The organism is Streptomyces griseoaurantiacus (assembly GCF_036189845.1).
GTDB classification, from domain to species: Bacteria; Actinomycetota; Actinomycetes; order Streptomycetales; family Streptomycetaceae; genus Streptomyces; species Streptomyces griseoaurantiacus.
In genome coordinates this window covers 2,259,610-2,271,957 of record NZ_CP108326.1, presented here as the reverse complement: position 1 = coordinate 2,271,957, position 12,348 = coordinate 2,259,610, and the positions used below count along the sequence as shown (strand labels likewise).

The window sequence follows — 12,348 nt, the reverse complement described above, 5'->3', positions numbered from 1 at the left end:
GGGGAGCGGCGGAGTCTCGGTGACGTGACGAAGACTCTCGCATCCCCGACCTCCGCGCCCTCGGCGGCCCCCGGTCCGACGTCCCCGCCCGTGCTCGGCGGACTGGGACTGTTCACCGTGCTGCTGGGTGCGGCACTTCCCCTCATCGACTTCTTCATCGTCAACGTGGCCCTCCCGACGATCGGCGAGGACCTGCACGCGGGCGAGGCCGTCCTGGAACTCGTCGTCGCCGGGTACGGGGTGGCGTACGCCGTCCTGCTCGTCCTCGGCGGACGCCTCGGCGACCTCTTCGGCCGCCGCCGCCTCTTCCTCGGCGGACTGGCCGCCTTCGGCCTGACCTCGCTCGCCTGCGGCCTCGCCCCGGACGCCTGGACGCTGGTCGCCGCCCGCGCGGCACAGGGCGCGGCGGCCGCCGCGATGCTGCCGCAGGTGCTCGCCACCATCCAGGCCGGCACCGCCGGAGCCCGCCGGGCCCGCGCCATGGGCCTGTACGGGGCGACGGCCGGACTCTCCATGGTCGCCGGGCAGATCCTCGGCGGCGTCCTCGTGGCCGCCGACATCGCGGGCAGCGGCTGGCGCGCGGTGTTCCTGGTGAACGTGCCTGCCGTCCTCCTCGGCCTGGTCCTGGCCGTACGGGCCGTCCCCGACACCCGCTCGCCCCGCCCGGAACCGGTCGACGGCCCCGGCACCGTGCTCCTCGCCGCCTCCCTGCTGACCCTGCTGGTGCCGCTGACCGAGGGCCGCGCCGCCGGCTGGCCGCTGTGGACCTGGGTGGCACTGGCCGCCTTCCCCTTCGCCGCCTGGGGCTTCTACCGCGTGGAGCGCGGGGCCGACCGCGCCGGCCGCACCCCGCTGGTGCCGCCGAGCCTGTTCGCGCTGCCCTCGCTGCGCCGGGGACTGCTCGTGCTGGTGCCGTTCTCCGTCGGCTTCAGCGGCTTCATGTTCGTCCTCGCGGTGGCGCTCCAGCAGGGCGCGCGGCTCGGGCCGGTCGAGGCCGGTCTGGCGCTGGTGCCCCTCGCGGCCTCGTTCTTCCTCGTCTCGCTGTGCGGCCCCCGCCTGGTGACCCGGTTCGGCACCCGGGTGGTGCCCGCGGGCGGGCTGCTGCAGGCGGCCGGTCTGCTGCTCCTCGCCCTGGCCGCCCGGCGCAGCTGGCCCGACCTGGACCTCGTGACGCTGGCGCCCGGCGCGGCGGTGGCCGGGGCGGGGCAGGCGCTGCAGATGCCGATCCTGATGCGGACCATCCTCTCCGAGGTCCCGGCGGCCCGCGCGGGTGTCGGCGGCGGTGTCATGATCACCACCCAGCAGTCGGCGCTGGCGCTCGGCGTGGCGACGCTCGGCTCGCTGTTCCTGGCGCTCGTCCCGGGCCTCGGCATGCGCGACGCCCTGGTGACGACCCTGCTCACCCAGCTCGCCCTGGTCCTCCTCACGGTGGCGCTGAGCCTGCGGCTGCCGCGCCGGATCGGCTGAGGTACCGGCCGCCCCGGGGCGGCGACGCTGGACACGGCGCCCGTCCCCCCGTAGGAACGGTGCCATGACCCTGCACGTCAAACTCGTCGTCGACACCGCCGACGCACCCGCGCTCGCGGACTTCTGGGCCGCCGCGCTCGGATACGTCGTCGAGGACAACAGCGCCCTGATCGACTCGCTGCTCGCCGCCGGGCGGTTGCCGCCGGCCGCGACGGCGGAGCACGGAGGACGCCGCGTCTTCCGCGGCCTCGCCGCGATCCGGCACCCCGAGGACCCCTACGAGGAGACCACCGGCATCGGCACCGGCCGGCGCATCCTCTTCCAGGACGTCCCGGAGCCGAAGACCGTGAAGAACCGGCTGCACCTCGACGTGCACGCGGGGGAGGAGGGACGGGAGGAGACCGTCGCCCGCCTGGAAGGGCTGGGCGCGCGGCGGGTCGAGGAGGTCGACCGGGGCCCGGCCGGGCACTGGTGGGTCATGCGCGACCCCGAGGGCAACGAGTTCTGCGTCGCCTGACACCGCCCGCGGCCCGGCCCCTCAGGACGCCCGCAGCCCCGCCACCAGCAGGTCGAGGAGCGTCTCCAGCCGCTCCCCGGTGCCCGGCCGCTGCCATTCGCGGGCGTGGTACGGGGCGTGGAAGCGGGAGGTCGCGTCGAGCAGGGCAGCCGCGGTGGCCTCCGGGTCGAGGGACGGCCGGAAGCCGCCCCCGGCCACCCCGGCCCGCACGATCTCGGTGAGCTGGCCGGTGAGGTCGGCGACGTGCCGGTCGACGATCGCGCTGTTCTCCTCGGCCAGCACCCCGAACGTCGCGAACAGCTCCGGATCGCCCACGGACCTGCGCCGCTTGGTCTCGAACAGGGCCCGGCACCAGGTCCGCAGCCGCTCGGCCGGCGCGAGGTCCCCGTCGGCGACGATCCCCGCCAGCCCCTGGTGCGTGCGGTCCAGCCAGCGCTGCGCCACCGCCTCCCGCAGCGCCGTCTTCGTACGGAAGTGCCGGTACACGCTGCCGTGACTCACCCCGAGCGCTCGCGCCACGTCCACCACGGTCGCCTTGGCCGGACCGTGCCGGCGCAGCACCTCCTCGGTCGCCTCGAGGATGCGGTCGGCGGTGAGGACGTCGCTGGTCGGTGCCATGCGGGAGACGGTACCCGCGCGGGGGAGAGCGGTCATCGCGCGACCGCCGGCTCCGGGGCGCTGTGGGCCCGGCGGTAGGCCAGCGGGGGCAGCCCCACGTGGGCGTGGAAGTGCTTGCGCAGGGCCACGGGATCGCCGAAGCCGCAGACGGTGGCGATCCGCGCGACGGGCAGGTCGGTGGACTCCAGCAGCAGACGCGCGTGCGCGATCCGCCGCTGCGCCAGCCACTTCAGCGGGCTGCTGCCCACCTCCGCGCGGAACTTCCGGGTGAAGGTGCGCACACTCATGTGCGCGTGCCGGGCCAGGTCCTCCAGGGTGAGCGGCTCCGCCAGCCGGTCCAGTGCCCACTGCCGGGTCGGCGAGGTGGAGCGGTCGGTCTCCTGCGGCACCGGGTGTTCGATGAACTGCGCCTGCCCGCCCTCCCGCCACGGGGCCACCACGCAGCGCCGCGCGGCGGCCGAGGCCACCGCCGCCCCGTGGTCCCGGCGGACCAGATGCAGGCACAGGTCGATGCCGGCCGCCCCGCCCGCGGACGTCAGGACGCGCCCGTTGTCGACGAACAGCACGTCCGGATCGACCTCCACCCGCGGGAAGGTCCGCGCCAGCGCCTCGCACAGCGCCCAGTGGGTGGTCGCCCGCCCGCCGTCCAGCAGACCGGCCGCCGCGAGCAGGAAGGCCGAGGTGCACAGGCTGACGATGCGGGTGTGCGGCCCGATCCGGGCGAGGGCCGCCGCGACGTCCGGAGGGATCGCGCCGGTCGACAGCAGCGTCGCGCCGGGCTCCTGGGTGGCGAGGACGACGGTGTCCGCGCCCTCCAGCGCCGACTCGTCGTGGTCGACGAGGATCCGGTAGTCCTCGTGGGTGCGGACCGGCCGGCCGCCGAGGGAGCAGGTCGTGACGGAGTACAGCCGGGTCCCGTCCGGCGCCCGGGCCTCGTTGAACACCCGGGCCGGGATGCCCAGGTCCAGCGGAATGACCCGGTCGAGAGCGAGGACGACGACACGATGCGGCATGGCCCGAATGGTACTACCGATGGCCTTCCGGCCACTCACGTGTGCCTCCGGCAGCGGGGCACTCTTCTCTGGCCGGGACACGGTCCCGGCCTCGGAAGAGAACGTCGGACGTACGGAACGAGGAAGAACCATGAGCGAGCACGTCATGCGGGCCGTGACCCAGAAGGAGTTCGGCGGCCGGGAGGTGCTGAGCGTCGAGGAGGTCGCGCGCCCCGAGCCGCTGCCCACCGAGGTGCTGGTGCGGGTGCACGCCGCGGGCGTCAACCCGGTGGACTGGAAGACCCGCGAGGGCCAGGGCATGGCCGGGCTCCAGTCCCTCCCGCTGACCCTCGGCTGGGACGTCTCCGGCGTCGTCGAGGAGGTCGGCTTCGGCGTCACCACGCTCGCGCCCGGCGACGAGGTCTACGGCATGCCGTGGTTCCCGCGCGCCGCGGGCGGCTACGCCGAGTACGCCACCGCGCCCGCCCGCCAGTGGGCCCGCAAGCCCGCCTCCCTCGACCACGTGCACGCGGCCGCCGTGCCGCTGGCGGCGCTGACCGCCTGGCAGATCCTGACCGACACCGCCCGGGTGCGGGCCGGACAGCGCGTCCTGATCACCGCCGCCGCGGGCGGGGTGGGCCACTTCGCCGTGCAGTTCGCCCGGCACCTGAGGGCCCATGTGATCGGCACCGCCGGCGCAGGCCGCCACGCCTGGCTCAAGGAACTCGGCGCCCAGGAGACCATCGACTACACCACCACCCGCTTCGAGGAGGCCGCCTCCGACGTCGACGTCGTCGTCGACCTGGTGGGCGACACGCACGACGACACCAGCACCCGCGCGCTGAAGGTGCTGCGCCCCGACGGACTGCTCGTGGCCGTCCCCGGCGGCGTCTCCCCGGAACTCGCCAAGGCCGCGCGGGCGGCGGGTGTGCGGGCCACCGGATACCTGGTCGAACCGGACGGCCCGGCGCTGACCACGATCGCCGGACTGATCGACGCGGGCGAGGTCTCCGTGGAGGTGGCGGACACCTTCCCGCTGGAGCGCGCCGCCGAGGCCCACGCCCAGGGCGAGACGGGCCGCACGCGCGGCAAGCTCGTCCTGACGGTCGCCGGCTGACGGTCCGCCCGCACACCGAGAACGGAGCAACCACGATGTACTACGAGATCCGCCGCTACCGGACCCGGCCCGGCCGCCGCGAGGAATGGGTGCGGTACATGGAGGACGTGGTCCTCCCCTTCCAGACCTCGCTCGGCATGGACGTGACCGCCTCCTTCACCGACGAGGAGGACGAGGACGGCTACGTCTGGATCCGCCGCTTCGAGGACGAGGCGCACGGCAAGGCCCTGTACGAGGCCGTCTACGAGCACGACAGGTGGAAGAACGAGATCGGCCCGGCCGTGCACGGTCTGCTGCTCGTGGAGGAGTCCGTCGTCACCCGCGTGACCCCCACCCCGGCCTCGCCCCTGCGATGAGGCGACCCCCGCCCCCGGCGTCCCCCCTCACCCCGTACGGCCCAGCGACAGAGGAACCCTCGATGACCACCGGCACACCGCCGAAGTCGGCCCCCGCCCCGTCCGTCACCCAGGCCGCCGCCGGCGCGCTCATCGCGGCGGTCCACGCCGCCGCCGAGCGGATCGGCTTCACGGCGGCCGTCGCCGTCACCGACCAGGGAGGCCACCTCAAGGCCTTCGACCGGCCCGACGGCACGCCCTTCCTGGCCGCCGAGATCGCTGTCGACAAGGCCTGGACTGCGGCCTCCTTCCAGATCCCCACCCACACGTGGAACGACTACCTCGCCGATCCGAAGGTCGCGCCGCTGGCCGGCCACCCGCGGCTGATGGCCGTCGGTGGCGGTCACCCGCTGCTCGAGGACGGTCGGTGCGTCGGAGGGCTGGGCGTCTCCGGCGGCAGCCACGAGCAGGACCGGCAGGCCGCCGAGGAGGCCCTCGCCGCGCTCGGGTTCGCGGTGCCCGCCGCCTGACCGGCCGGGGCACGGGACGCGTCGACGTTCGCCCGAACGGCCCGGTTCGCCGCCCGACTCGGGGGCACTCGCCCGGTTCACACTGTTTGTCCCGTACGCGAGGTGAACCATGGCCGAGGACACGTCGTCGAGTCTCCCCCTGCCCCTGCGCACCGCGGCCTCGGTGCTGCGGAAGGTGCCGGGGGGCGGAACCGTGAACCGGGTCGCCGGGGGAGCGCTGGACAAGGTCGGCGCCGTGTCGCCGCGCGGACGGCGGCTCCTCGTCTACACCGGGGCGGGGGTGCTCGGCCTCGCGGGCGTCGTCGAGTGGCCCGTCGCCGCCACGGGGGCGGCCGTCGCCTGGCTCACCCGGCCCCGCTCCCGCGACGGCGCGGGTGACACCTCCGCCGACGGGCGCGCCGCCGCGGCCACCCCGTCCGCCCGGCCCCGGCCCGCCGCCGCGGCCACCACGCCCGCGCCCAAGGGCAGGACGGCCGCCGCGGGCGGCACGGCGGCGCGGGCAGCCCGGGCCACCACCAAGGCGGCCACGAAGGGCGCGGCCACTCCGACGGTCAGGAAGAGCAAGGCGGCCGGGGCGGGCAAGACGGCCGGTACGGGCAAGGCGGCCGGTACGGGCAAGGCGGCCGGTACGGGCAAGGCGGGCAGGGCGGCCGCAGCCGCCGGAGCGAGGGGCACCAGGGACACCGCCAGTGCCAGGGCCGCCGCCCGGTCCGCGAAGTCGGCGGGCCGGGCCACGGCCGGGCGCGGCCGCAGCGCCGGCTGAACGGGGCGGCGAGGACATGGCACCGGCACTGCTCACCCGCCCCGCGGCCAACGCCGCCGAACTCGCCCTCGCCGGGCCCCGGTTGCTGGCCCGCTCGGCCGCGCCCGCGGTCGGCGCGCTGGCCGGCGCGGCGGCGGGCACCGCACGCGCGGGCGTCCGCGGCGCGGACGGCGCGGCCCGGGCGGGAGCCCGGGGTGTGAGCGGCGCGGCCCGGGTGGGCCGGGTGGTCCGCGAGGCCCTGCCGGGCCGGCCGCGCACGTGGCGGTCCGGCGCCCGCGCCCATCTGGCGCTGCGCGCGCGGGACGACTTCGCGGGTGATGCCGGTGATGCCGGTGGTGCCGGTGGTGCCGGGGATGTCGACGGTGCCGTTCTCGCGGGTCCGCCCGCGAGGGAGGCGGAGGGTGCGGGCGCCGGAAGCGCGGGCGCTGAGGGTGAGGGCGCCGACGGTGCGGGCGCCGTCGGCGGGGGCGCGCACGGCGCGCGTCCGGGAGCTGCCGCGCCCGGGTCCCCTGCCCCGGGCGTCTCCCGCGCCGCCGCCACGGAGCACCGCGCGCGCCGGGTCGCCGCCGCCCTCGCCGAACACCCCGACGTGGCCTTCGCCTACTGGGACGGCGGACTGTCCCGGCTGGTCGTCGCCGCCACCGAGGACACCGCCCTCGACCGCGTCCTCGACCACGCCTCCACGCTCGCCGCCCGGCACGGGCTCGGGGAGAGCGCGGGGGACGAGGAGGACGAGGAGGTGGAGGAGTTCGCCCACCCCGGCGACCCCGCCGGCATCCGCTTCGCCGCCGCGGCCCTCGCCGCCGACGCGGCCGGCATCGCCCTCGCCTTCGCCGGCTCGGCCCTGCGGCTGCCGGTCTCGCCGCGCGCGGTCACCGCCGTCACGACGATGCTGCGCGAGAACCCCCGCTTCCGCGGTCTGCTGCGCGCCCGGATCGGCCGCGCGCGCACGGACCTGGTCCTCGCCGTCGCCAACGCCGTCGTGCACGGCGCCGGACGCACCCCGACCGCCCTGGTGCTCGACGGGGCCCTGCGCGCCTGCCAGGTGGGCGAGACGGTGGCGCGTGCCGCCGCCTTCGACGCCGTGCACGACGAGGTGTGCCGGCCCGAACGGACCGGAGTGCCCGCGGGCCGCCACCCCCGCCCGCCGCTGCGCAGCTCCCCGGCGCAGGAGTACGCCGCGACGGCCGCCACCGGCAGCGTGGTGGGCGCCCTCGCGACCCTGCTGGTCAAGCACGACCTCGGCGAGGCGGCCGAGGCGGTGCTCGCCGGGTCCCCGAAGGCCGCCCGCTACGGGCCCGCCGCCTTCCACGCCGTCCTCGCCGCCGCCCTCTCCCGCGCCGGCGTCCTCGTCCGCGACACCGAGCGGCTCGCGCAACTGGAGACCGCCGACACACTCGTCCTGCACCACAGCGCGCTGCTCGCGTCCTCCGGGGGCGCCGACCCCTGGGCGGAGGAGATCCTGGAGGCGGCCCGCCGGGCCGGGTTGCGCGTGGTGCTCGTCGACCATCCGGCGCTCGCCGACTTCACCGGCCTCGCCGACCATGTCGCGCACCGGGAGCGCCCGCTGGCGGAGGTGGTCGCCCGGCAGCGGGAACGCCACGGCGGCACGGTGGTCACGGTGGCCCGGGTGACGGCCGCGGCGGCACGGCACGCGGTGTCCGGCGGCACACCCGGCACACCCGCAGCCGGGGCCGGTGCCGGTACCGACGTGCTCGAAGGGCTCCTCGCCGGGGACGTGGCCCTCGCCCTCACCGACACCGAGGACGCCGCCCTCGTCTGGGGCGCCGACGTGCTCGCCCGGCAGGGCCCGGCCGACGTGTGGCGGCTGCTCACCGCCGTGCCCGCCGCCCGCGCGGTGGGGCGCAGGTCGCAGACGCTGGCACGGTCCGGGGCCGCGCTGTCCGGACTGCTCGTCGCCGTCGGCGAGTCCCGGCGCGGACGCCCCTCGCCCTGGCCCGGACTGCGACACGCCCCCGTCGACGCGAGTGCGGCGGTGGCCCTCTACAGCGGGGTGCGCGCGGCGCTCGGCGTCGCGGTGACGCGCGCCCCGCACCCCCGGCCCCGGGTGGCCTGGCACGCGCTCGAACCCGGGGACGTGCGGCGCCGGCTGCACAGGGAGCCCGAGGTCCGGCCGGGCCCCGTCGAGCGGGCGGTGCTCCGCTCCCGGGCGCTGGCCGACCGCGCGGGGAAGGTCACCGCGCTGGCCCCGGCCCGCTGGACCTGGCAGCTCGGCCGAGCCGTACGGGGCGAACTCGACGACCCGCTCACCCCCGTCCTCGCGGTCGGCTCGGCCGCCTCCGCGATCCTCGGCTCCGCCGTCGACGCCCTCCTCGTCCTCGGCGCCCTGGACCTGAACGCGCTGGTGGGCGGCGTCCAGCGGCTGCGCGCCGAGCGGGCGCTGTCCGGGCTGCTCGACGAGCAGAAGCGCAAGGCCCGGGTGAGCGACGAGGACGACCCCGCGAACGAGCCCCACACCGTGGACGCCGCGCGGCTGCACCCCGGCGACGTCATCGCGCTCAAGGCCGACGACGTCGTGCCCGCCGACGCCCGGCTGCTGTGGGAGGACGGCCTCGAGGTCGACGAGTCCGCGCTGACGGGGGAGTCGCTGCCGGTCGACAAGCAGACCGCGCCCACCCCGAGCGCGGCCGTCGCCGACCGGAGCTGCATGGTGTTCGAGGGCACCACCGTGGTCGCCGGACAGGCCCGCGCGGTCGTCGTCGACACCGGCGACCACACCGAGTCCGCGCGCGCCGTCCACCTCGCCGCCCGCACGCCCCCCGCCGCCGGAGTCCAGGCCAGGCTGCAGGAACTGACCCGCAAGGCGCTGCCCCTCACCATGGCGGGCGGCGCCGCGGTGACCGGTCTCGCGCTGCTGCGGGGCACCCCGCTGCGCCGGGCGGTCGGCGGAGGGGTCGCGGTCGCCGTGGCCGCCGTGCCCGAGGGGCTGCCGCTGGTGGCGACGGTGGCGCAGCTCGCCGCCGCCCGCCGGCTCAGCCGCCGCGGGGTCCTGGTGCGCGCCCCGCGCACGCTGGAGGCGCTGGGCCGGATGGACACCGTCTGCTTCGACAAGACCGGCACGCTCACCGAGAACAGGCTGCGGCTCGTCCGGCTGACCGACGCCGAGGGCACCGTGCACAGGCCCGACGAGGCGGACGGGGCGGAGGGGGCCGGGGCGGTGACCCTGCGGGCCGCCGCCCGTGCCTGCCCCCGCCCGAACGGGGACGGCGCCCGCGCGGACCACGCCACCGACGAGGCGGTCCTCGACGCGGCCCGGCCCGACCCGGACTGGCGGCAGGAGGAGTACCTGCCCTTCGAGGCCGCCCGCGGCTACGCCGCCGCCGTCGGCCGGGAGGACGGGGCCGGGGGTCACCACGGCGGCGGGCGGGTGCTCGTCGTGAAGGGTGCCCCCGAGACCGTCCTGCCCGCCGTCCGGGGCCGCACCGCGCACGCCTCGGAGACGGCGCACCGGCTGGCCGAGGACGGGCTGCGCGTGCTCGCGGTGGCCCACCGCCCGCTGGCGGAGGGCGAGTCGGCCGCGGACGCCCTCGAACGGCCGCTGGAGAACCTGGAGTTCCTCGGCCTGCTCGCGCTCGCGGACACGCCCCGCAAGAGCTCCACCGCCCTCGTGCGGGGGCTGCGCGAGGCGGGGGTGCGGCCCGTGATGCTCACCGGCGACCACCCGGGGACCGCCCGCGCCATCGCCGCCGAACTCGGCTGGCCCGAGGACACCGCCGTCGTCACCGGTGAGGAACTGGCCGCCGCCGACCGCTCCGGACGCGCCCGCATGCTGCGCGACGTCGGCGTCGTCGCCCGGGTCGCGCCCGAGCAGAAGCTCCAGGTCGTCGAGTCGTTGCGGGACGCGGGCCGGGTGGTGGCGATGGTCGGCGACGGCGCCAACGACGCCGCCGCGATCCGCGCCGCCGACATCGGCGTGGGCATCAGCGCCCGCGGCTCGGCCGCCGCGCGCAACGCGGCCGACATCGTCCTCACCGACGAGGACATGACCGTCCTCGTGGAGGCGGTCGCCGAGGGGCGGGCCCTGTGGCGCAGCGTCGCGGACGCGATCGCCATCCTGATCGGCGGCAACGCGGGCGAGGTGAGCTTCGGCATCCTCGGCACGCTGCTGTCCGGCTCGGCCCCGCTGTCCACCCGTCAGATGCTGCTGGTGAACCTGTTCACGGACCTGTTCCCGGCGATGGCGGTCGCGGTCACCCCGAAGGAGCAGATCCCCGGCGAGGACCCCGGCACCGCCCCGGAGACGGCCGAACCGCTGGTCACCGCCCTGCTCGGCGAACCGCTCCTGCGCCAGATCCGGCACCGCGCGGCGACGACCTGTCTGGGCGCGACCGTCGCCTGGCTGGCGGGCCGCTTCACCCCGGGCACGGCACGCCGCTCCACGACCATGGCGCTGTGCGGCGTCGTGGGCACCCAGCTCGCCCAGACCCTGGCCGACCGCCGCACCAGCCCCCTGGTCCGCCTCACCGTCTTCGGTTCGGCGGCGGCGCTGGTGGCCCTCATCCAGACCCCGGGGGTCAGCCGGCTCTTCGGCTGCACCCCGCTGGGCCCGGTGGCCTGGGCGGGAGTCGCCGCCGCCCTCGCCGTGGCGGTCCTGGCGCACCGCCGGCTGCCGGCCCTGGAGCGGGCGGTACTCGCGCTGGCCGAGCGGCACGGGATGCCCGGGACCGCGGGGCGCTCCGGGACCGCCTGAGGAGACCCCGGGACCTCGGGCACGGGCCGGGGGACCCAGGGGGGGCCGGCCCCTGAGGTGTCAGCCCCCGGAGGTGTCCAGCTCGGCCTCCTCGCCGACGCCCGCCAGGTCGTAGGGATCCTTCAGCCAGCCGTCCGGCAGGACGACCCGGTTGTTGCCGGAGGTCCGCCCGCGCGGGCCGTCCGCCCCGGCCGGCCACTCCTGGTCGAGGTCCAGCTCGTCCAGGCCGCCGCGCAGCTCCGCGAGCGAGGACGTGATCGCCAGGCGCTTGCGCATCTCGGAACCGACCGCGAAGCCCTTGAGGTACCAGGCCACGTGCTTGCGGAAGTCCACCACTCCGCGCGCCTCGTCCCCGAGCCATTCGCCGAGCAGCGTGGCGTGCCGGACCATGACGTCGGCGACCTGGCGCAGCGTCGGGCGCACGAGGTCGTCCGGGCGCCCCTCGAAGGCGGCGACCAGGTCCGCGAACAGCCACGGACGGCCGAGGCAGCCCCGGCCCACGACGACTCCGTCGCACCCGGTCTCGCGCACCATCCGCAGGGCGTCCTCGGCGGACCATATGTCGCCGTTGCCGAGGACGGGGATCTCCGGGACGTGCTCCTTGAGGCGGGCGATCGCGTCCCAGTCCGCCGTGCCGCCGTAGTGCTGGGCGGCGGTGCGGCCGTGCAGCGCGATCGCGGTGACGCCCTCCTCGAGCGCGATCCGCCCGGCGTCGAGGTAGGTGAGGTGGTCCTCGTCGATGCCCTTGCGCATCTTCATCGTCACCGGGAGGTCCCCGGCGCCGCTCACCGCCTCGCGCAGGATCGACCGCAGCAGGTTCCGCTTGTACGGGAGCGCGGAGCCGCCGCCCTTGCGGGTCACCTTCGGCACGGGACAGCCGAAGTTGAGGTCGATGTGGTCGGCGAGGCCCTCCTCCGCGATCATGCGGACGGCCTTGCCGACGGTCGCCGGGTCGACGCCGTAGAGCTGTATCGAGCGGGGCTTCTCGCTCGCGTCGAAGCGGATGAGCTGCATGGTCTTGTCGTTGCGCTCGACCAGGGCCCGGGTGGTGATCATCTCGCTGACGTACAGGCCCTTGCCGGCGCTGAACTCGCGGCACAGCGTACGGAAGGGTGCGTTCGTGATCCCGGCCATGGGAGCGAGGACGACGGGCGGTCCGACGGTGTGCGGGCCGATCTGCAGCGGGGTGGTGGGCGTGGACATTGCTCCATTGTCCCGCACACCGCGGGGCCCCGGCGCGGGGCCGTCCACAGGAAGATGCATAGGTCATTAGTTAGGAAAGTCATTAGTTAGACTCG

10 protein-coding genes are annotated in these 12,348 nt (G+C 76.5%); 7 read left to right on the top strand and 3 right to left on the bottom strand.

Going from position 1 to position 12,348, the window contains the following annotated elements:
- Positions 1-24: 24 nt before the first annotated feature.
- Both OHB09_RS10155 and OHB09_RS10150 read left to right on the top strand, forming a co-directional pair.
- Positions 25-1,467: an MFS transporter gene (locus tag OHB09_RS10155; protein WP_234527400.1), complete on the top strand. Its 1,443-nt coding sequence runs from the start codon at positions 25-27 to the stop codon at positions 1,465-1,467.
- Positions 1,468-1,531: 64 nt separating this feature from the next.
- A complete protein-coding gene (locus OHB09_RS10150; protein WP_234527399.1) occupies positions 1,532-1,984 on the top strand; it encodes a VOC family protein in 453 nt (150 codons plus the stop codon).
- Between the two features lie 21 nt (positions 1,985-2,005).
- Here OHB09_RS10150 and OHB09_RS10145 read toward each other — a convergent pair whose 3' ends face one another.
- A complete protein-coding gene (locus tag OHB09_RS10145; protein ID WP_328729379.1) occupies positions 2,006-2,602 on the bottom strand; it encodes a TetR/AcrR family transcriptional regulator in 597 nt (198 codons plus the stop codon).
- Between the two features lie 32 nt (positions 2,603-2,634).
- Positions 2,635-3,615, bottom strand: coding sequence for a GlxA family transcriptional regulator (locus OHB09_RS10140; protein WP_191853023.1), 981 nt, complete (start codon positions 3,613-3,615; stop codon positions 2,635-2,637).
- 130 nt (positions 3,616-3,745) lie between these two features.
- On the opposite strand from OHB09_RS10140, the gene OHB09_RS10135 reads away from it, so the two are divergent.
- The 5 genes from OHB09_RS10135 to OHB09_RS10115 all read left to right on the top strand — a co-directional run bounded on the left by OHB09_RS10135 (position 3,746) and on the right by OHB09_RS10115 (position 11,050).
- Entirely contained in the window at positions 3,746-4,711 is a 966-nt protein-coding gene (locus OHB09_RS10135) for an NADP-dependent oxidoreductase (RefSeq protein ID WP_328921866.1), read from the top strand.
- Positions 4,712-4,746: 35 nt separating this feature from the next.
- Positions 4,747-5,067 carry an NIPSNAP family protein gene (locus tag OHB09_RS10130; RefSeq protein ID WP_006137522.1) on the top strand — a complete coding sequence of 107 codons (321 nt, stop codon included), beginning with the start codon at positions 4,747-4,749 and terminating at the stop codon, positions 5,065-5,067.
- A gap of 62 nt (positions 5,068-5,129) precedes the next feature.
- Positions 5,130-5,576 carry a GlcG/HbpS family heme-binding protein gene (locus tag OHB09_RS10125; protein ID WP_167792610.1) on the top strand — a complete coding sequence of 149 codons (447 nt, stop codon included), beginning with the start codon at positions 5,130-5,132 and terminating at the stop codon, positions 5,574-5,576.
- A gap of 109 nt (positions 5,577-5,685) precedes the next feature.
- A complete protein-coding gene (locus OHB09_RS10120) occupies positions 5,686-6,339 on the top strand; it encodes a hypothetical protein (protein ID WP_328729381.1) in 654 nt (217 codons plus the stop codon).
- Positions 6,340-6,355: 16 nt separating this feature from the next.
- A complete protein-coding gene (locus OHB09_RS10115; protein ID WP_328921865.1) occupies positions 6,356-11,050 on the top strand; it encodes a cation-translocating P-type ATPase in 4,695 nt (1,564 codons plus the stop codon).
- A 60-nt stretch (positions 11,051-11,110) separates the two neighbouring features.
- Here the strand turns inward: OHB09_RS10115 and dusB are convergent, their stop codons facing one another.
- A complete protein-coding gene (gene dusB, locus OHB09_RS10110) occupies positions 11,111-12,253 on the bottom strand; it encodes a tRNA dihydrouridine synthase DusB (RefSeq protein WP_328921864.1) in 1,143 nt (380 codons plus the stop codon).
- Positions 12,254-12,348: the final 95 nt, after the last annotated feature.

Excerpts from the sequence above, each read along its gene's own strand:
- OHB09_RS10150 (WP_234527399.1), top strand. The coding sequence starts at position 1,532 with ATGACCCTGCACGTCAAACTCGTCGTCGACACCGCCGACGCACCCGCG.
- OHB09_RS10145 (WP_328729379.1), bottom strand. The coding sequence starts at position 2,602 with ATGGCACCGACCAGCGACGTCCTCACCGCCGACCGCATCCTCGAGGCG.
- OHB09_RS10140 (WP_191853023.1), bottom strand. The coding sequence starts at position 3,615 with ATGCCGCATCGTGTCGTCGTCCTCGCTCTCGACCGGGTCATTCCGCTG.
- OHB09_RS10135 (WP_328921866.1), top strand. The coding sequence starts at position 3,746 with ATGAGCGAGCACGTCATGCGGGCCGTGACCCAGAAGGAGTTCGGCGGC.
- OHB09_RS10130 (WP_006137522.1), top strand. The coding sequence starts at position 4,747 with ATGTACTACGAGATCCGCCGCTACCGGACCCGGCCCGGCCGCCGCGAG.
- OHB09_RS10125 (WP_167792610.1), top strand. The coding sequence starts at position 5,130 with ATGACCACCGGCACACCGCCGAAGTCGGCCCCCGCCCCGTCCGTCACC.
- OHB09_RS10120 (WP_328729381.1), top strand. The coding sequence starts at position 5,686 with ATGGCCGAGGACACGTCGTCGAGTCTCCCCCTGCCCCTGCGCACCGCG.
- OHB09_RS10115 (WP_328921865.1), top strand. The coding sequence starts at position 6,356 with ATGGCACCGGCACTGCTCACCCGCCCCGCGGCCAACGCCGCCGAACTC.
- dusB (WP_328921864.1), bottom strand. The coding sequence starts at position 12,253 with ATGTCCACGCCCACCACCCCGCTGCAGATCGGCCCGCACACCGTCGGA.